The 18,794-nt window shown below is 66.3% G+C and carries 14 protein-coding genes and 1 pseudogene; 9 read left to right on the top strand and 6 right to left on the bottom strand.

What is annotated here, in order from left to right; all coding sequences use genetic code 11:
- Window positions 1-43: 43 nt before the first annotated feature.
- Window positions 44-1,786 carry a Rieske (2Fe-2S) protein gene (locus N6C22_RS00620; RefSeq protein WP_261648624.1) on the bottom strand — a complete coding sequence of 581 codons (1,743 nt, stop codon included), beginning with the start codon at window positions 1,784-1,786 and terminating at the stop codon, window positions 44-46.
- Window positions 1,787-1,923: 137 nt separating this feature from the next.
- On the opposite strand from N6C22_RS00620, the gene N6C22_RS00615 reads away from it, so the two are divergent.
- A complete protein-coding gene (locus N6C22_RS00615) occupies window positions 1,924-2,805 on the top strand; it encodes a redoxin domain-containing protein (RefSeq protein ID WP_261648623.1) in 882 nt (293 codons plus the stop codon).
- Between the two features lie 39 nt (window positions 2,806-2,844).
- Complete coding sequence (locus tag N6C22_RS00610) at window positions 2,845-3,171, top strand: nuclear transport factor 2 family protein (protein WP_261648621.1); 327 nt, start codon at window positions 2,845-2,847, stop codon at window positions 3,169-3,171.
- Between the two features lie 22 nt (window positions 3,172-3,193).
- Here N6C22_RS00610 and N6C22_RS00605 read toward each other — a convergent pair whose 3' ends face one another.
- The 3 genes and pseudogenes from N6C22_RS00605 to serS form a co-directional block, all read right to left on the bottom strand.
- Window positions 3,194-3,517 carry an SHOCT domain-containing protein gene (locus N6C22_RS00605; protein WP_261648620.1) on the bottom strand — a complete coding sequence of 108 codons (324 nt, stop codon included), beginning with the start codon at window positions 3,515-3,517 and terminating at the stop codon, window positions 3,194-3,196.
- Between the two features lie 22 nt (window positions 3,518-3,539).
- Window positions 3,540-3,641: pseudogene (locus tag N6C22_RS21125) on the bottom strand (SHOCT domain-containing protein); the annotation flags it as partial.
- Between the two features lie 244 nt (window positions 3,642-3,885).
- A complete protein-coding gene (gene serS / locus N6C22_RS00595; protein ID WP_261648617.1) occupies window positions 3,886-5,262 on the bottom strand; it encodes a serine--tRNA ligase in 1,377 nt (458 codons plus the stop codon).
- Between the two features lie 135 nt (window positions 5,263-5,397).
- Here serS and N6C22_RS00590 point away from each other — a divergent pair, with 135 nt between their 5' ends.
- The 7 genes from N6C22_RS00590 to N6C22_RS00560 all read left to right on the top strand — a co-directional run bounded on the left by N6C22_RS00590 (window position 5,398) and on the right by N6C22_RS00560 (window position 16,936).
- Complete coding sequence (locus tag N6C22_RS00590) at window positions 5,398-6,306, top strand: MBL fold metallo-hydrolase (RefSeq protein ID WP_261648616.1); 909 nt, start codon at window positions 5,398-5,400, stop codon at window positions 6,304-6,306.
- A gap of 68 nt (window positions 6,307-6,374) precedes the next feature.
- A complete protein-coding gene (locus N6C22_RS00585; RefSeq protein ID WP_261648614.1) occupies window positions 6,375-8,330 on the top strand; it encodes a long-chain fatty acid--CoA ligase in 1,956 nt (651 codons plus the stop codon).
- 73 nt (window positions 8,331-8,403) lie between these two features.
- The gene (locus tag N6C22_RS00580) at window positions 8,404-10,392 is read left to right on the top strand and encodes a long-chain fatty acid--CoA ligase (protein WP_261648612.1); all 1,989 of its coding nucleotides are present in this window, start codon (window positions 8,404-8,406) and stop codon (window positions 10,390-10,392) included.
- Window positions 10,393-10,467: 75 nt separating this feature from the next.
- Complete coding sequence (locus tag N6C22_RS00575) at window positions 10,468-12,435, top strand: long-chain fatty acid--CoA ligase (RefSeq protein WP_261648610.1); 1,968 nt, start codon at window positions 10,468-10,470, stop codon at window positions 12,433-12,435.
- A 99-nt stretch (window positions 12,436-12,534) separates the two neighbouring features.
- Window positions 12,535-14,436: a cation:proton antiporter gene (locus N6C22_RS00570; RefSeq protein WP_261648608.1), complete on the top strand. Its 1,902-nt coding sequence runs from the start codon at window positions 12,535-12,537 to the stop codon at window positions 14,434-14,436.
- A 289-nt stretch (window positions 14,437-14,725) separates the two neighbouring features.
- Window positions 14,726-16,405 (top strand): aldehyde ferredoxin oxidoreductase family protein, encoded by a 1,680-nt coding sequence (locus tag N6C22_RS00565; protein WP_261648607.1) that lies wholly within the window; start codon window positions 14,726-14,728, stop codon window positions 16,403-16,405.
- A complete protein-coding gene (locus N6C22_RS00560) occupies window positions 16,406-16,936 on the top strand; it encodes a 2'-5' RNA ligase family protein (RefSeq protein ID WP_261648605.1) in 531 nt (176 codons plus the stop codon). It begins immediately after the preceding gene.
- A gap of 4 nt (window positions 16,937-16,940) precedes the next feature.
- Here N6C22_RS00560 and N6C22_RS00555 read toward each other — a convergent pair whose 3' ends face one another.
- On the bottom strand, window positions 16,941-17,696 hold the full coding sequence (locus N6C22_RS00555) for an ABC transporter ATP-binding protein (protein WP_261648603.1): 756 nt from the start codon (window positions 17,694-17,696) through the stop codon (window positions 16,941-16,943).
- 62 nt (window positions 17,697-17,758) lie between these two features.
- Window positions 17,759-18,232, bottom strand: coding sequence for an HTH domain-containing protein (locus N6C22_RS00550; protein WP_369684380.1), 474 nt, complete (start codon window positions 18,230-18,232; stop codon window positions 17,759-17,761).
- Window positions 18,233-18,794: the final 562 nt, after the last annotated feature.

The raw sequence follows: 18,794 nt of genomic DNA, 5'->3' as shown, positions 1-18,794 counted from the left end.
GAAAAGCGACGCGTCCGGTAGGGGCTTGGGTACCGGTCCCCGGCTACTCCGCCTCGTGGACCGCTTCTCCGCGGAGCAGTCGCGAGGCGATGGTGAACGTCTGCTCGGCCTCACGGCGGGTCGGGAAGTGCGCCGCCATGTACCGGGCGACCGCGACCATCGCGACCCTGGCCCGGTAGTCGTAGTCCGCGAGGTCGAACTGCCGGAAGCCGGTCTCGAGCGCCTGCAGCGTGTGGAAGCCCGCGTCCTCGCGCAGGAGGCAGTGCCCGAGCGTCCGCTTCAGGTCGGCGGGGTCGCCCCCACAGTCGAGGAACTCCCCGACGAGTCTCCCTGCCTCGTTCACCTGCCCTTCCTCGTCGAACGTCTCGCGGAGGTCGTCGAGCACCGCGGCCGGGTCGCGGTCGCTGCTGGCAGGCTCCGGAATCGGCGCTGGCGGCGTGTTGAGGAAGCGGTCGAGGTAGACGTTGATGGCCGCATCGAACACGCCGCGGTAGAGTTCCGTCGCCTCGACGCGCCGGGTCGCTTGGTGGACGGCGTTCGCGTAGGTGAACGTGTGATGCACCGTGTTCCAGTCGGAGAACTCGTTGGCGGTGCCGAACCGGGCGACCCTGGTTGCGGCGGCGTGGGCCACGGCGTGTGCCAGCTCCTCGGTGGTCGCCCCGGCTTCGATGGCTGCACAGAGCGCGTCGACGATGGCGTGGGGGTCGTCCGAGAGCAGCGTGTCCTGGAAGTCCTCAGGTTCGGTCCACGACTCGCCCGCACCGCTGGCCGCCAGGTCGTCGAGGTCCTCGAAGGCGTCGTCCAGCAGCCCGGCGAGGTCGATGGGCTGTCGCCACGAGGAGAGTTCCTCGCTGCGCTGGGCTTCCGTGAGGCGTCGGACGAGGCTCGCGAGCGTGTCGTCCGCGGCCTCCCAGCCGACGTGGTCCAGTGTCTCGATGGCTTTGTTGACGAAGTCGAAGGAGTGCCCGGAATCGAGATAGCGGTGGTCGGTGGCTGCCGCGAACAGCATCCGCTCGACCTGCTCGCGGTCGCAGGTCGCCACCGCGGTTCGCAGCACGCGCTCGGCACCATCGGCGTCCCTGACCTCGACGTTCTCGCGGAACCACGATTCGAGGCGCTCGGGGGCGACCTCGCGCGTCGAGAACGACGGCTGGTCGAAGTTCGGGGCCTGGCCCGCACAGTCGGAGGCGACGTGGCGAAGGCCGGTGTAGAGTGCCCGTTTCTGGTCCTCGTCGTCGAGTTCGGGGAGGACGTTCGCCATCGCGGCGAGGATGGTGAGGCCGGAGGACCAGCCCTGCTCGCGGTAGCGGGTTCCGAAGGCGACGCCCTGGGCGAGCGGCTCGACAGGCTCCACACCTTCGTTCAGCAGGCCGACGGTCGCCTTGGCGACGACCAGCCGCAGGTTCTCCTCGAGGCCGGTGTCGAGCCGGGTCGCCCAGTGCTCGGCGGGCTCGGTCTCAAGGGGTGGCTCCGGGTCCACGTACACCTCGCCGTCGCGGACCTCGACGGGGTAGGTCTGGACGTCGTCGGCCCAGGGGTCGAACGTGTCGCCACAGGAGAGTTCGAACCGGGCATGGTGCCAGTGACAGGTCAGGACGCCCTCGTCGACGGTCCCGTCTGCGAGCGGGAACCCCATGTGTGGGCAGCGGTTGTCGACCGCCCGGACCTCGCCCTCGTGGTAGAAGACCGCGATGGCGTGCCCCTGCGGGGTGACGAGCTTTCGGCCGTCCTCCTCGAGCTCGGCGAGCGACGCGACCGGGACGAACGAATCGTCGGTTGTTGCCATGGCACAGGGTTCGGTCGCCGGGTGGAAAACCGTTCCCTGAAGCGCGTTCCTGTATGATACCCGAGTGGTTTGCCGGCGGTCGGGCACGCTGGTGGCCGGCGGCCAGAGCTAAGTTCGGGGGCACACAACGGAAAGCCATGTTATCGGTTGGCTCGCACGCACCGGACTTCGCACTCCCCGGCGTCGAGAACGGCGAGATCGGCGAGTTCTCGCTGTCCGAGGCGCTCCGCGAAGACGTGGTCGTCCTCGCGTTCTACCCCGCGGACTTCAGCCCGACCTGTACCTCCTCGCTGTGTACGATGCAGGACTTCGACCTCCTGAACCTCGAGGCTGACGTGACGCTGTTCGGCATCTCCGGGGACTCGGTGTTCAGCCACCGCCGGTTCGCCGAGATGAACAACATCACGTATCCGCTCCTGACGGACTCCATCGGCGAGGTCGCCGAGGAGTATGGCGTCTGCATGGACGAGTGGCGCGGCCACCGGAAGGTCCCGCAACGGTCCGTGGTCGTCATCGACGACCGCCAGCGCGTCCGGTACACGTGGACGACCGAGGACCAGCGGGTCGTCCCCGAGCTGGGCGAGGTCCGCGGCGCGCTCGACGACGTACGGGACGACCGGACCGCCATCCAGCGCTACGCCCGCGGGTTCGAACACTACGACGGCGGCCACGACCGGTTCGAGACCGCGTGGTCGATGTACGAGATGGAGGCGTGGGGCGGCGCGGTCGACCAGTTCGACGAGGCGGTCGCGTACTTCGACGCCGCGGCAGAGAGCTTCCGGTCCGCCAAGCGGTTCTCGGAATCCGCGGAGGTCGAGGCGGCCGCGGAGGAGGCGCGGTCCCGGAGCGACGACTTCCGGCGGGCGGCGAAGTGGTACGCGGGGGCGGCAGAGCACTTCGACGCAGCGGACGCCGACCTGGGCGCGGAGTATCAGGCCGATGCGGAGAAAGCACACGAGTCCGCGAGTACCGGGGACGAGCTCCGCAAGCCGAGTTCGCTCTTCCCCGAACAGGCCTGACCGCGACGGACCTTTCTACCACCGGGTCGAAGCGTGGGCATGGACCTCGCCGAGCCCGTCGCCACGTACTACCGAGCGCTTGACGAGGGGGCATACGAGTCGCTTCGAACAGCGCTGTCGCCGGCGTTCGTGCAGCATCGGCCCGACCGCACCTTCGAGGGACGCGATTCGTTCGTCCGGTTCATGCGCGAGGAGCGGCCGCGGACCGACACGACTCACACCGTCGAGGCGGTCTACCGGAACGGGACGGAGACGGCCGTCAGGGGGCAGGTCGTGACCGACGACGACAAGGTGCTGGTCCGGTTCGTGGACGTGTTCGAAGTCGCTGACGGCGAGATAACGGCGCTGCGGACGTACACGCGATAGAAATACTGTTACTGCTGTTCTGCTACTGCTGTTCGGTCTCTACTGTCCGGTCTGCTGGTTCCTCCCCGTCAGCGACCAGCACGTCGCGGCGTTCCTCGTACTCCTCGCGGTCTATCTCGCCGCGGGCGTACGCCTCACGGAGCGCTTCGAGTGCGGAATCTTCGTCGTCGCCGGTCAGGAGTTCGCGGCCGACGCCGGCCGCGAGCAGGACGAGCACGGCGGGGAGCCCGAACACGAGGAGGATGACGAGTATCTCCGGGCCGCCGATGCCGCCGACGAACAGTGGCGCGGGTGTAGCCAGGGTGTCGAGTGCGAGGACCATCGTCGGTGTCGAGTTCGTGCTCACGACGAATCAACTTTCTGTGAACTCACCGCCGGTCGCGTTCGAGGACGTGCCGGCGCTCCTCGTACTCGTTGCGGGAGAGGTCGCCACGGGCGTAGGCGAGCCGGAGCGCTTCGAGTGCAGCATCCTGCTGCCGGTGGCTGGTGAGCCCGCGCACGGCGACGACGAGTGCGAGGACGATGCCCACGGGGAGCGCGATCAGCAGGAACAACACGAGGAGTTCCGGGCCACCGAGGCCGCCGAGGAACGCGGTCAGCATGGCGAGCACCGGCTGGGCGGGTGGGTACTCGCGGCACGGTCGCGACTGACGGGGTGCATACCGGAGAAGACGGGCCGGGAGACCGAAATGGTCGCCCCGGACTGCTCAGGGGTTACTCGCCCTTCCCGAGGGCGCTCTCGCCGACCTTCTCGTGGCCTTCGATGACCTCGGTCCCGCCCATGTACGGGCGCAGGGCCTCGGGGACGGTGACGGTGCCGTCCTCGTTCTGGTAGTACTCGAGGATGGCGACCATCACGCGGCCGACGGCGGTGCCCGAGGCGTTGAGCGTGTGGAGATACTCCGCGCTCTCGTGGTGCTCGCGGCGGAAGCGGATGCCGGCGCGGCGGGCCTGGAAGTCCTCGAAGTTCGAGGCGCTCGACACCTCGAGCCAGCGGCCGCCCAGTCCCTCGGGCGCGTCGTCGCTCTCGGTGCCGGGGGCCCACACCTCGAGGTCGTACGTCTTCGCGCTGGCGAAGGTGAGGTCACCGGTACACAGGCTGAGCACGCGGTAGGGCAGGCCGAGACGCTCGAGCACCTCGGCGGCCTCGTCGACCAGCGCCTCGAGCCGGTCGTAGCTCTCCTCGGGTTCGACGAAGTTGACGAGCTCGACCTTGTTGAACTGGTGGACGCGGACGATTCCTCTGGTTTCGGTCCCGTGCTCGCCGGCCTCGCGCCGGAAGTTCGGCGTGTACGCCTGGTGCTTCAGCGGGAGGTCCTCGCGCAGGAGGATGTCGTCGCGGTACATGTTCGTCACCGGGACCTCGGCGGTCGGGCAGAGCCAGAGGTCGTCGTCGTCGTAGTCGTCGAACTCGTCGCCGCCGATGCGGTAGGCGTCCTCGTTGAACTTCGGGAGCTGGCCGGTGCCGCGCATCGAGGTCGACTTCACGGGGACCGGCGGGAACACGTCGACGTACTCCTGCTCGCGGTGGACGTCGAGCATGAACTGGATGAGCGCGTGTTCGAGTCGCGCGCCGTCGCCCTTGAGGAAGTAGAAGCCGGCACCCGTGGTCTTCGCGCCGCGGGCCTCGTCGATGATGTCGAGGTCCTCACCGATGTCGTAGTGCGGGGTGACCTCGTCGGGCAGGTCGCGCAGGTCGTCGAAGCCCCAGCGGCTCTCCTCGACGTTGTCCGACTCGTCCTCGCCGACCGGGACCGAGTCGTGGGGGACCTGCGGGAGTTCGAGCAGGCGCTCGTCGAGTTCGGCGTCGAGCTCGTCGGCGCGGTCCTCGATGTCCTCCAGCTTCTCCTTGAGGTCGCTGGACTTCTCGATGGCTTCCTGGGCCTCCTCCTCTTTGCCCTCCTGTTTGAGCTGGCCGATCTGCTGGCTCACCGTGTTGCGCTCGTGGCGGAGGTCGTCGCCTTCGGCCTTGAGCTCGCGCCACTCCTCGTCCATGTCGAGGATCTCGTCGAGGTCGATGTCGTAGCCTCGGTTTACGAGGCTCGCACGGACCTCCTCCGGATTCTCTCGGATGTACCGGCGGTCAAGCATTTGCCGAATTCTTCACGAGGGGACCGGAAAACCGTATCGGAACCGTGGTCCGGCGTGGCACAGGAACGGTAGCGCACCGCACTGCTTGCCCACCACGACTGAATCTTTTTCCCGGTTCGGGTCGCGTTGTAACACATGGATCCAGGGGACCCGCAGGAAGTCACGACAGGAGAGTGTACAGACCTCTACTACGTCGACACGGGGATGTACGACACCGAGGAGTACGGCGCGGTGTACGTCCTCGATGCCGAACAGGTGGCCATCGTGGACACCGGCATCGGGACCAACTACGAGTACATCCTCGACGCGCTCGACGAACTCGACATCGCGCCGGGCGACGTGGAGTACCTCGTACCCACACACGTCCACCTCGACCACGCGGGCGGTGCGGGCTACCTCGCGGAGGCGTGCCCGAACGCGACCGTCGCGGTCCACGAGCGCGGTGCCCACCACCTCGTCGACCCGTCCCGGCTCTGGGAGGGGACGAAGGGCGCGGTCGGCGACCAGATAGAGTTCTACGTCGAGCCGAAACCCGTCCCCGAGGACCGGATTCTCGAACTCGCCGACGGCGACGTCATCCGCCTCGGCGACCACTCCCTGCACGCCACGCACGCCCCTGGCCACGCGCCCCACCAGCACATCTTCTACGACCCGACCAACGACGCCGTCTTCACCGCGGACGCGGCCGGCATCTACGTCCCGAGTCTCGACTTCGTCCGGGAGACCACGCCGCCGCCGCAGTTCGACCTCGAACAGGCAATCGACGACGTGGAGAAGATCCGCGCCATCGCGCCGTCGACCCTGCTCTACCCGCACTTCGGCCCGGCCCCGACCGAGAGCCGACTGACCGAGTACGAGGCCCAGCTGGAGGCGTGGGTCGCCACCGTCGAGGAGATGCGCGAGGAACTGGCGGACGACGAGGCGGTCATCGAGTACTTCGTCGAGGACACGGAGATGGCCGACGTGTGGGGCGAGCGGAAGGCCCGCGGGGAGACCGCGATGAACGTGCGGGGCGTGTTGCGGTACCTGGACAGCAGGCAGTGAGGACGACCGGCCGAAAACCGACCGAAAGTTCATAGGTTTTTATTCTGTTTGCCCTGCTTGGGTGTGATATGAACTGGCAGGACGCGGAGCGTGACTACGAGGACGAGGTCATCGGGCGAACCAATCTCGCCCGGATGTTCGAGGAGGCGGCCGAGCGGTACGCCGACCGCCCGGCACAGCTGTACAAGGGCGGCGTCTACCACCGGTCGCTCACCGAGACGGTGCTCCCCGAAGTGCCGGACGAGGAGTACCGAGCCATCAGCTACGCCGACATGCAATCCATCGTGCGCCATCTCACGGCGGGGTTCCGTGACATCGGGGTCGAGCCCGCGGACCGGGTCGGGCTGTTCGCGAACACACGGATGGAGTGGGCGCAGTGTGACTTCGCGCTGCTCGCGGCCGGTGCGGTCGTCACGACCGTCTACTCGGGCTCGTCGAAGAGCCAGGTCCAGTACCTGCTTGACGACCCGGACGCCGACGGCGTGGTCGTCGAGAACGCGGACATGATGAACCGGGTGCTGGAGGTCGAAGACGAGCTCGACCTGGAGTTCATCGTCGTGATGGACTGGATCGAGGGCTTCCACGACCGGGAGGACATCTACACGCTGAACGAGGTCCACGACCGCGGGGCCGAGATATTCGACGAGGACGAGTACCAGAACTGGGTCGACGAGCGCGAGTGGGACGACCTCGCGAGCCTCATCTACACCTCGGGGACCACGGGCCAGCCCAAGGGCGTCCAGCTCACGCACGGGAACTTCCGGGCGAACGTGAACCAGATCCGCAAGCGCTACGGCCCGCGTCCCGACAAGGGCGACACCCCGGTCATCGACGAGAACACCCGGAGCGTTTCGTACCTGCCCCTGGCACACGTCTTCGAGCGCACCGCCGGGCACTTCATCATGTTCGCGTCGGGGGCGGCGGTCGGCTACGCCGAGAGCCCCGACACCCTGCAGGCCGACTTCGAACTCGTGCAGCCGACGGCCGCGACGAGCGTCCCGCGGGTGTACGAGAAGATATACGACGCCATCCGCGAGCAGGCGGCGGAGTCGGACATGCGCCTGAAGATATTCGAGTGGGCGACCGACGTGGGCAAGGAGTACCACACGACCGAGAATCCCGGTGTCGGGCTCCGCGCGAAGGCGGCTGTCGCGGACCGACTCGTGTTCAAGAAGGTCCGTGACGCCCTCGGCGGGAACGTCGACTACCTGCTGAGTGGTGGCGGTTCGCTCTCCGCCGAACTGTGTGCGCTGTACCACGGGATGGGCCTGCCCATCCTCGAAGGCTACGGGCTCACCGAGACCTCGCCGGTCGTCAGCGTCAACCCGCCCGAGGAGCCGAAGATCGGCACCATCGGCCCGGCACTGCCCGGCGTCGAGGTGAAGGTCGACGAGAGCGCCATCGACCAGGAACCGTTCGCGGACGACCCCGGCATCGTCGGTGAGTTGCTGGTGAAGGGCGAGACGGTGACGCAGGGCTACTGGGAGAAGCCCGGGGAGACCCGGCGGGCGTTCACCGAGGACGAGAACGGCGACCGCTGGTTCCGCACGGGCGACATCGTCCACCAGCGCGACGACGGCTACCTGGAGTTCCGCGAGCGCTCGAAGCAGTTGCTCGTGCTCTCGACCGGGAAGAACGTCGCACCGGCTCCCATCGAGGACGCGTTCGCCTCGTCACAGGTGGTCGAACAGTGCATGGTCGTCGGTGACGGCGAGAAGTTCATCGGGGCGATCATCGTCCCGAACGCGGAGCGTCTCCGGGCGCTCGCGGCCGACGAGGGCATCGACCTGCCCGAGAACCCCGGGGCGCTCTGTGCCCACGAGTTCGTGCGCGAGACCATCCAGGAGGAGGTCGACCGCCTCAACGAGAACTTCGAGAAGTACGAGCGGATCAAGCAGTTCCGGCTGGTGCCCGAGGAGTTCACCGAGGAGAACGACATGCTCACGCCGACGATGAAGAAGAAACGTCGGAACATCAAGCAGCGGTACGAGGACGAGATCTCCGCGCTCTACGCCGAGAACTGACGCAGCTCGTCCCGTTTCCTGTCAGTCTTCGGCTACAATGCTTATTCTGTGCCATGTCAACAGTGCTCGTATCATGGACTGGCGTGAGGCAGAACGGGCATTCGACGGCGACGTCATCGCGATGGAGCCGTTGCCCCGGACCTACGAGAAGAGTGCCGAGCGACACAGCGAGAAGCCGGCCCAGAAGTACAAGGGTGGCGTGTACGAGCGGTCACTCGTCTCCCAGGGGGTGGTCGACGCCGCGCCGGACGGCGATTTCGCGACGCTCACGTACGAGGAGATGCGTGACATCGTCCGGAATCTGGCGACGGGCTTCCGGGCGCTCGGGGTGCAACACGGCCAGCGGGTCGGCATCTTCTCGGACACCCGGATGGAGTGGGCACAGACCGACTTCGGGCTGCTCGCCGCCGGGGGCGTGGTGACGACGGTGTACAAGTCGTCCTCGCCGGAGCAGGTCAAGTACCTCCTCGGCGACTCCGGCTCGGTCGGGGTCGTCGTCGAGAACCAGGAGCTGCTCGAACGGGTCGAACAGGTCGTCGACGCGCTGGACGTCCGGTTCGTCGTGGTGATGGACGACATCGACCCGAAGTACGACGACCGGGACGGCATCTACACGCTCGGGGAGGTGTACGAGCAGGGGAAGAAGCGGTTCGACGAGGATTTGTACCAGGGCTGGATCGACGACATCGACGTCGAGGACCTGGCGAGTCTGGTCTACACGTCGGGGACGACCGGCCAGCCCAAGGGCGTCCAGCTGAGCCACCGGAACTTCCGGGCGAACATGAACCAGATGCTGCGGCGGTACGGGCCGCGGCCGGACCGACCGGATTCGGTGCCCGACACTGGCGACGCCCAGACCATCTCGTTCCTCCCGCTGGCACACGTGTTCGAACGCCATGCCGGACACTTCCACATGTATACGGTCGGCAGCTGTGTCGGCTTCGCCGAGAGCCCCGACACGCTGAAAGAGGACTTCCAGTTGCTCCAGCCGACGGTCACCTCCGCGGTCCCACGGGTGTTCGAGAAGCTCTACGACGCCATCCGGGAGCAGGCACAGGAGTCGGCGTTCAAAGAGCGGGTGTTCAACTGGGCGACCGGGGTCGCCCGGGAGCAGTACCACACCTCCTCCCCGGGGGTCGTCCTCGGCGCGAAGCTGTGGCTCGCCGACAGACTCGTCTTCTCGACGGTCCGGGAGGCGCTCGGCGGGAACGTCGAGGTGATGCTGTCGGCCGGTGGGAGCATCTCGCCGGAGCTCGCCGCGCTCTACAACGGGATGGGGCTCCCGCTCTGGGAGGCGTACGGCCTCACGGAGACGGCCCCTGGCGTCACCGCGAACCCGCCGGAGGAGCCGAAGGTCGGGACCATCGGCCCGACGGTCGAGGGAACAGACATCAGGATAGACAAGTCGGTCGTCCCCGAGGGTGACCTCCGCGACACGCTCGGGGAGACGGGTGAACTGCTGGTCAAGGGGCCGCAGGTGACCCGGGGCTACTGGAACAAGCCCGAGGAGACCGACGCCTCGTTCACCGAGGACGAGAACGGCGACCGCTGGTTCCGGACCGGTGACATCGTCACGAAGCGCCCCGACGACTACCTCGTGTTCCGCGAGCGCTCGAAGCAGCTGCTCGTGCTCTCGACCGGCAAGAACCTCGCACCCCAGCCCATCGAGAGCACCGTCTCGAACGCGCCGGTCGTCGAACAGGTGATGGTCACGGGCGACGACGAGAAGTTCGTCTCCGCGCTCGTGGTCCCCAACCTCGACGAGGTGCGGTCCCGGGCCGCCAGCGAGGGTGTCGACGTCCCGGCCGACGACCAGGAGCTCTGTGCCCACGAGTTCACCCAGGGGCAGATTCAGGCGGCCATCGACGAGGCGAACGAGAGTTTCGAGCAGCACGAGCAAGTGAAAGCGTTCCGATTGGTCGCGGGGGAGTGGACCGACGAGAACGACATGCTCACGCCGACCCTGAAGAAGAAGCGCCTGAAGATAAGGCAGCGCTACGACCATCTGTTGGCCGACATCTACCGCGACGAGCAGTCGGCCGACGCACCGACAGCAGATTGACATGTATAAACCGGCGTAAACCGACGACTCAGCCATAAACTATTATGGTGTGTACCGTGTGTTTCGTGCCAGACTATGGACTGGCGGGAGGCAGAACGGGAGTTCTCGGACGAGGTGCTCGTCGAGAACAACCTGGCACGAATGTTCGAGGAGAGCGCAGCGCGACACGCCGACAGGCCGGCACAGATGTACAAAGGAGGCGTCCACGACCGTGCACTGGCCGAGACCGATGCCATCGAGGCGGCACCGGACGGCGCGTTCGAGACACTGACATACGCCGAGATGCGCGACATCGTCCGGAACCTGGCGGCGGGGTTCCGGGCGCTCGGGCTCCAGCACGGCCAGCGCGTCGGGATGTTCTCCGATACGCGCATGGAGTGGGCCCAGTGTGACTTCGCCCTGCTCGGCGCTGGCGCGACCGTGACGACGGTGTACAAGTCGTCCTCGCCGGAGCAGATCAAGTACCTGCTCGGCGACCCCGGCGCGACCGGCGTGGTCGTCCAGAACGAGGCGCTCCTCGAGCGCGTCCTGGAGGTCGTCGACTCGCTGGACACGCGGTTCATCATCTCGATGGACTCGCTCTCCGGGGAGTACGCGGACAGAGACGGCATCTACACGCTGGCGGACGTCTACGAGCAGGGCAAGCAGCGATTCGACGAGGAGGAGTACCAGGGCTGGATCGACGCGGTCGGGATGGACGACCTCGCCAGTCTGGTGTACACGTCCGGGACGACCGGCCAGCCCAAGGGCGTGAAGCTCAGCCACGGGAACTTCCGGGCGAACGTGAACCAGTGTTACCGGCGCTACGGCCCGCGTCCGGACAAGTCCGGCAGCATCCCAACGGTGGACGAGAACACGCAGACGGTGTCGTACCTCCCGCTGGCACACGTGTTCGAACGGTTGACGGGACACTTCCTGCAGTTCGCCGCCGGGGCGTGCGTCGGCTACGCCGAGAGCGTCGACACCCTGAAAGAGGACTTCCAGGCGGTCGAGCCGACGACGGCTACCAGCGTGCCGCGGGTGTACGAGAAGATATACGACGCCATCCGCGAGCAGGCCGAGGAGTCGTCGTTCAAAGAGCGCGTGTTCAACTGGGCGACCGACGTCAGCCGCGACTACTACCGTGCGGACAAACCCGGCGCGATGCTGAAGACGCGCTACTGGCTCGCCGACAAGCTCGTGTTCAGCGACGTGCGTGAGGCGCTCGGTGGCAACATCGACTTCCTCATCAGCGGCGGCGGCACGCTCTCGTCCGAACTGTGCACGCTGTACCACGGGATGGGCCTGCCCATCTACGAGGGGTACGGGCTCACCGAGGCCGCACCCGTCGTCTCGACCAACCCGCCGGAGGAACCGAAGATCGGCACCATCGGCCCGGTCGTCTACGACCAGGAGACGAAGATAGACCGGACGGTCGTCCCGGAGGGCAAGTTCACCGACGCGCTCGGGACCTTCGGCGAGTTGCTCATCAAGGGCCCGAACGTCACCGAGGGCTACTGGAACAAGCCCGAGGAGACGGAGAAGGCGTTCACCGACGACGGCTACTTCCGGACCGGCGACATCGTCCAGGAGCGCCCCGACGGCTACATCGTCTTCCGTGAGCGTGCCAAGCAGTTGCTCGTGCTCTCGACGGGGAAGAACGTCGCACCGGCTCCCATCGAGGACGCGTTCGCGTCCCTGCGCACGGTCGAGCAGGTGCTCGTCCTCGGCGACGGGGAGAAGTTCATCTCGGCGCTCATCGTCCCGAACTTCGATGCCCTGCGCGACGTGGTCGACGCCGACCTGCCCGACGACCCGAAGGCGGTCTGTCGCAACCACGAGGTCCGCGAGCACATCCAGGCGGAGGTCGACCGCATCAACGAGCGCTTCGAGAAGCACGAACAGATCAAGGAGTTCCGGCTGGTGCCCGAGGAGTTCACCGAGGAGAACGGGATGTTGACCCCGACGATGAAGAAGAAGCGCAGCAAGATCACGGAGCGATACGAGGACTTCGTGTTCGACATCTACGAGGAGGCGAAGTCGGCGTCGACGGCGAGTAACTGACCCCCAAAATTTTCCGGGAATCCCCGACTGCAAACGGGTCGTTTATACTACAGGCGTCCTTCGTCCCGGCCACATGGCGGACACCCGAGGTGACGCGTCGTGCTAGCCCTGACCGCAGCGGCCGCTGGGAGCAGTAGCCTCCTCGCGCTCGTGGCGCTGATACTCGCGCTCGGCGTAGGAGCGCAGGTACTCGGCGACCGGTTCCGCGTGCCGAGCGTGCTGTTCCTCATCATCACCGGCATCATCGTCGGTCCAGAGGTGCTGGGTCTGGTCACACTGGAGACGTTCGGTGGGCCGACCCCGCTGTCGGCGATCGTCGGCTTCGCCGTCGCGATCATCGTCTTCGAGGGCGCGTTCCACCTCAAACTGGAGAAGCTCAGAGAGGCACCGTCGGCGACCTTCCGGCTCGTCACCCTCGGCGCAGCCATCTCGTTCCTCGGTACGGCGATCGCGGTTCGCTACCTGCTCGACGCGGAGTGGGGAATCGCGTTCCTCGTCGGCTCGCTGCTGGTCGCGACGGGGCCGACGGTCATCACGCCCATCCTCGAGGTGGTCGCGGTCCGCGACCGCGTCGAGGCGGTGCTGGAGACCGAGGGTATCGTCAACGACGTGACCGCGGCCATCCTCGCGGTCGTCATCTTCGAGACGTTCCGGGTGCAAGAGCCCGGCGTCAGCGAGTACGTTCGGCTGTTCGCCGAGCGACTCGGGACGGGCATCCTGGTGGGGCTCGTCGTCGCCGGTATCGTCTGGTACCTCCTCCGGCACGTCGACCTCTCGCCCGCCAACGCACCGCAGAACGCTCGGCTGCTCACCCTGGCGGGGGCGGTCGTCGCGTTCGCGGTCGCGAACGAGATCTACTCCGAGGCGGGGGTCGCCGCGACCGCGACGGCCGGCATCGTGCTCGGGAACGCGAACCTGCCCTACGAAGAGCAGATAGAGTCGTTCAAGGGTGACGTAACCCTGATCGTGCTCTCGTTCGTCTTCATCGCGCTCGCCGCGTTGCTGGAGTTCGAGAAGCTGCTCGACCTCGGCTGGCAAGGCATGGCCGTCGTCATCTTCGTCGCGCTCCTCCTCCGGCCGGCGCTGGTGTTCCTCAGCACGACCGGGAACCGCTTCACCACCAACGAGCGCTGGTTCATCAGCCTCGTCGGCCCCCGCGGTATCATCCCGGCGTCGGTCGCGACGCTGTTCGCGCTCGAACTCTCGAACCCAGAGTCCGCGATAACCAACCAGGCCGGTGCCGACATCCTCGTCGGAACCGTCTTCCTGGTCATCCTCGTGACGGTCGTGCTCGAGGCCGGACTCGCCAGACAGATCGCAGAACTACTCGACGTGATTCCAATGCGTGTACTCGTAATCGGAGGCGGCAAGGTGGGTCGACAGCTCGCCGCCCGCCTCGAAGACCGAGGGGAGAACGTCGTCATCATCGAGAAGAACCCCGAGATCGTCGAGATCGCCCGCGAGGCCGGGTATACGGTCCACAAGGGCGACGGTACCGACACCGATGTGTTGCGGTCGGCAGGTGCCGGGAACGCGAAGATCCTCGTGGCGGCAACCGGTGACGACGACGCGAACCTCCTCGTGGCACAGCTCGCAAACAGCAAGTTCGACATCCAGACCATCATCGCCCGGGCGAACAACCCGGACAACGTCGAGGCGTTCGAAGACCTCGGCGTGCGGACCATCTCCTCAGCGATGGCGACCGCGTGGGCCATCGACAACGAGATAGAGCGGCCCGCGCTCGCGAACTGGATGACCCACATCGGTCGGACCGGGGACGTCCAGGAGATTCAGGTCACCTCGGAGCAGCTCATCGGGCGCACCGTCCGCGAGATCGGGCCGGAACTCCCCGAGGGCTGTCTCATCGCGCTCGTGAGCCGCAACGGCGACACGCAGGTCCCCGACGCGGACTTCACGATGCAGGAGGGCGACCGCATCACCCTGCTCGGTCGGCGCGAGGGCGTCCGTGAAGCGATGGACCTCTGTAACCCGAGCGACTGACCGACTTTCCTTCTCTGACGGCGACCTGTGCGAGGAGTGAGACCATCAGGGTTCACCCTCGTCTCGGTGGCGGTGTCCTCGTGGTCGTGGGCGCTGGGCTGTCGTCGTCGTTCCGCGGCGCATGGCTACCCGGTTGGCCGAGAGGTGGGTAAATCCTGACACCAAGTCTGTGGTGTCCCTGTACCGGCGGTTATGGGTCGAACGTCCACTTTCACCAGCGCGTCAGACGTGGCGCTGCCTTGCGAGTCGTGCAACAACGTTTATCGGGAATAGCCCGCTATCTCGGAACATGAAACACGCAGTCGGTCCACTGCTCACGCTCGACGTCGGTGCCCGCCAGACACAGACGACGGACATCGACGACGTCCTCGAATCGTTCATCGGTGGCCGCGGGGTCGGCACGAAGCTCGCGTACGACCGGGTTCCGGTCGACGTCGACCCGTTCGATGCGGAGAACTCGCTGTTCTTCGCGACGGGTCCGATGCAGATGTCCCAGATGTCGTTCACCGGCCGGATGAGCTGTACGGGCGTCTCGCCGCTCACGAACGGCCTGCTCTCCTCGAACGCGGGCGGGTTCATGTCCCGGAACTTCACCGGCACGGGATACAGCGCGGTCGAGGTCACGGGCGCGAGCGACGAACTGCTCGCCATCCACGTCACGGACGAGGGCGTCGAGTTCGAGGAGGTGCCCGACCTCGAAGGCGCGACGACCTCCGAGGTCTCGGAATACATGGAGGAGACCCACGACCTCGAGGAGGACCAGGTCGCCTGCATCGGCCCCGCGGGTGAGAACCTGGTGCGCTTTGCTTCCATCATGACCACCGAGACCCGTGCCTTCGGCCGTGGCGGTCTCGGGGCCATCCTCGGGTCGAAGAACGTCAAGGCGCTCACCTTTGGCGGGGACGCCACGCCCGACGTGACCATCCCGGACGTGCAGATGGACGTCCACCGGGAGGCCGCGACCAGCGACAACATCATGCGCCGGCAGGGGACCACCAGCGTCACCTCCTACGCGAACCACGTCGAGGCGCTGCCGACGCGGTACTTCTCCGAGCTCTCGTTCGAGGGTGCCGACGGCATCGGTGGCGACGCCGTCGAGGAGAAGAAGTACAAGAAGGGCACCTGCTCGTCCTGCGCGTTCGCCTGCAAGCTGCCGACGAAGGACGAGGAGTCGGGCATCGAGACGGAGGGCCCGGAGTACGAGACGGTCATGGCGTTCGGCTCGAACGCGGGCATCGACGACGTGGTCGACGTGATGAAGTCGAACGAGCTGTGCGACGAGTACGGGATGGACACCATCTCCTGTGGCGACGTGGTCTCGGCCTACCTCGCGAGCGAGGACGAGTTCGGGAACGCCGACCTGGTCCACGAGACGGTCGAGAAGATCGCGTTGCGAGAGGACATCGGCGACACGCTCGCCGAGGGCGTCGCCCGCTGTCACGAGGAGCTGGGCGTCGAGAACTGGTCGGTCAAGGGCATGGAGTTCTCCGCCCACGACGGCCGGACCCTGAACGGCCAGGGCCTCGCCTTCGCCACCGCGAACCGCGGTGCCGACCACATGTACGCCGAGTTCTACTCGCTTGAGTACCCGCTCGTCGGGAAGGACAAGGCGCTCCCGAAGGACGGGCTGGAGGGCAAGCCCCCGAAGCTCGTCGAGAAGGAGAACCACGCTGCCGTGCTTGACTCCGGCGTCGTCTGCAAGTTCTCGCGGGATTTCGTCGACGACGAGACCCTGGGCGCGCTGCTCGACACCGACTACGACGACCTGCAGGCCATCGGCTCGCGCATCGTCGAACTCGAACGGCACTTCAACAACCAGCGCGGCTTCGACCGCGAGGACGACAGCCTGCCCTACGACCTGCCGGACTTCGATGCGGCCCTCTCGGAGTACTACGAGGTCCGTGGCTGGAACGACGACGGGACGGTCCCGGACGGCAACGTCTCCGGCCACGCGAGCGCTGACGACTAGATGAACTCCGCGGTCATCTCCACGTTGCCGGACGACCATCACCAGCGCGTCCTCGACCTCTGGGATGACCTCCACGACGAGTTCGGTATCGACCCCGCCAGCGAGTTGCCACCGCCGCACATCTCCTACCACGTCGCGGAGAAGTACGACAAGACGACCGTCGAGTCGCGCCTGCACTCGGTCACGCCCGAGGTCGATCCCTTCACCGTCCACACGGGCGGGCTCGGGGTGTTCACCGCCGCGCCGGTCATCTACCTCCCGCTCGCGCGGTCACCCAACCTGGCCGCGCTGCACGACCGGGTCTGGACGAGTCTCACCGACTTCGCGGACCACGCCGACCACTACTACCACCCGGACCGGTGGTTCCCGCACATCACGCTGGCGTACTACAGCCTCGACGAGGAGCTGGTCGGCGACGTGGTGTCGTACCTCTCGGACCGGTCGTTCGACTGGGAGATGCGCGTCGAGGACATCGCCCACCTGGAGTCGAACGACGGCGAGACGAAAATCTGTTCGCGCGTGGAGTTCTGACTGGTCACTCCGCCAGTGATTCTTCGACCTCGGTCGTCACCTCGAGGAACACCTCCTCCAGACTGCGCCCCTCGCCGGATTCGGCGCGACGCTTCAGTTCCTCAGGCGACCCCTCGGCGACGAGGCGACCGTCGTGGAGGACGCCGATGCGGTCCGCGAGTTCGTCGACGACGGGGAGGATGTGCGTCGAGAGGAAGACGGTCATCTCCTGGCTGGCGAGGTCGGCGATGGTGTCGCGCATCGTCCGGGCAGCGCGGGGGTCCAGTCCAGAGGTCGGTTCGTCGAGGAACACCACGTCGGGTCGGTGGAGCACCGCCTGGATGACGCCGGTCTTCTGGCGCATCCCCTTCGAGTACGCCGAGATGCGCTTGTTGGCGTCCTCGTGGAGGTCGAACCGCCGGAGGAGGGAGTCGATGCGCTCGCGGGCCTCGTCGTCGGGGATGTCGCGGAGGCCGGCGATGTAGGTCAACTGCTCGCGGCCGGTGAGTTCGTCGTACAGGGGCGGCTCCTCGGGGAGGTAGCCGATGTTGGGCGTGACGGCGTCGCGGTCGGTGACGGGCTGGCCGGCGACCCGGGCGGTCCCCGAGGTAGGCCGGATGAGCGTCGTCAGCATCCGCATGGTCGTGGTCTTGCCCGCGCCGTTGGGGCCGAGGAAGCCGTACACGGTCCCGGGCTCGATGGAGAGGTCGAGGTCGGCGACGGCGCTCGTCCCGTCGTACGCCTTGGTGAGGCCGTCGGTCTCGATGGCGGGGACTGCCATACGCTGGCGTTCACTCGGGGTGGGTAAGAAAGTTCGCGGTTCGAAAAGGGTGGGTGCTGCGGTCAGTCCGCGATAAGCACGCGGTCCTCGGACGCGAGCGCTTCGAGATCGTCCAGTCGTTCGGTGACGCTGACTGCGGCCGACCCCTGCCCGTGGGGGACGACCCACAGCAGCTTGCCCGTCTCGTCGTAGGACGCGAGTGCGACGAGTGGAAGGACCTGCATCGTCACCGGCTCGCCACCGCGGGTGAGTACGGCCGTCCGCGAGAACGCGTGGAGGTCGACTCCCTCCGACGCGGCCCACTCGCGGTACTCCGCAAGTCGCTCGCTCGCCTTGCGCTCCGATTCGGTGCTAGCGTCTTCCGGGTCGATGGGAGCGTACTTTCCCCATTGCTCTACCTGGACCTCGTCAACGACGCCAGCGTCTGCGAGTCCCTTCGTACACTCGACGAGGCCCTTCTCGTGTCTGCACATCCATTCGCACGACGGCCGAAGCCAGAGCTCCAGCCGAGTCCCGGTCTGAAATTCCCCGGTCATGCCTGTACTAATGGGACGGATGAACCTAAGGTGTATGGGTGTGTGTCACAAACTAACACAGTACGTGATTGACACGTCCGCCTGAACGGTCCCGAACCGAGGTCGGTTCTGCCCCTCGGTTTTCCCGATGTTCTCGTTCGGCCGACATCTCTTTCTGTTGGACTGTCGTCCACAGGTGTCGACACGTCCGGCGCGCGTGAAACATCCCGCCCGCGTGATTACTCGCAATCGTCGGAATAGTCGATTGACAGTTCAATCTGTTGTCAATGTGTTCTAGTGTGCAGATAGGTGCGAAAACAGGACCGGTTGTTTGGCTGAGCTATCTGCCTGCAGTCGTATCTGGAAGGTGTTCGGTCCGGTCGATGGTAAATCGCCCATTTCCAGAAATCGCCATCTCGGGTTTGTGGTTCGTAATGTACCTCGAAAGCTGACTTTGAGGTGGTGGAGAAGTATTGTCTGTATTCAGACTATTCATGAGATAGATGGGTCTGGCTCTGGACTGTTCGGAGCGTCACTGCGCCATCGTCCCCGGAAACCGGCGGTCCGCCGTCTCCTTCTTCGC

The sequence above is a fragment of the Haloarchaeobius sp. HME9146 genome, assembly GCF_025399835.1.
Lineage (GTDB): Archaea > Halobacteriota > Halobacteria > Halobacteriales > Natrialbaceae > Haloarchaeobius.
Note: the sequence above shows the minus strand (reverse complement) of the source record. Positions and strands in the feature narration are given on the sequence as shown.

Coding starts and splice junctions, on each gene's coding strand:
- N6C22_RS00615 (WP_261648623.1), top strand. CDS start 1,924: ATGTTATCGGTTGGCTCGCACGCACCGGACTTCGCACTCCCCGGCGTC.
- N6C22_RS00575 (WP_261648610.1), top strand. CDS start 10,468: ATGGACTGGCGGGAGGCAGAACGGGAGTTCTCGGACGAGGTGCTCGTC.
- N6C22_RS00555 (WP_261648603.1), bottom strand. CDS start 17,696: ATGGCAGTCCCCGCCATCGAGACCGACGGCCTCACCAAGGCGTACGAC.
- N6C22_RS00620 (WP_261648624.1), bottom strand. CDS start 1,786: ATGGCAACAACCGACGATTCGTTCGTCCCGGTCGCGTCGCTCGCCGAG.
- N6C22_RS00550 (WP_369684380.1), bottom strand. CDS start 18,232: ATGACCGGGGAATTTCAGACCGGGACTCGGCTGGAGCTCTGGCTTCGG.
- N6C22_RS00565 (WP_261648607.1), top strand. CDS start 14,726: ATGAAACACGCAGTCGGTCCACTGCTCACGCTCGACGTCGGTGCCCGC.
- N6C22_RS00610 (WP_261648621.1), top strand. CDS start 2,845: ATGGACCTCGCCGAGCCCGTCGCCACGTACTACCGAGCGCTTGACGAG.
- N6C22_RS00590 (WP_261648616.1), top strand. CDS start 5,398: ATGGATCCAGGGGACCCGCAGGAAGTCACGACAGGAGAGTGTACAGAC.
- serS (WP_261648617.1), bottom strand. CDS start 5,262: ATGCTTGACCGCCGGTACATCCGAGAGAATCCGGAGGAGGTCCGTGCG.
- N6C22_RS00585 (WP_261648614.1), top strand. CDS start 6,375: ATGAACTGGCAGGACGCGGAGCGTGACTACGAGGACGAGGTCATCGGG.
- N6C22_RS00580 (WP_261648612.1), top strand. CDS start 8,404: ATGGACTGGCGTGAGGCAGAACGGGCATTCGACGGCGACGTCATCGCG.
- N6C22_RS00560 (WP_261648605.1), top strand. CDS start 16,406: ATGAACTCCGCGGTCATCTCCACGTTGCCGGACGACCATCACCAGCGC.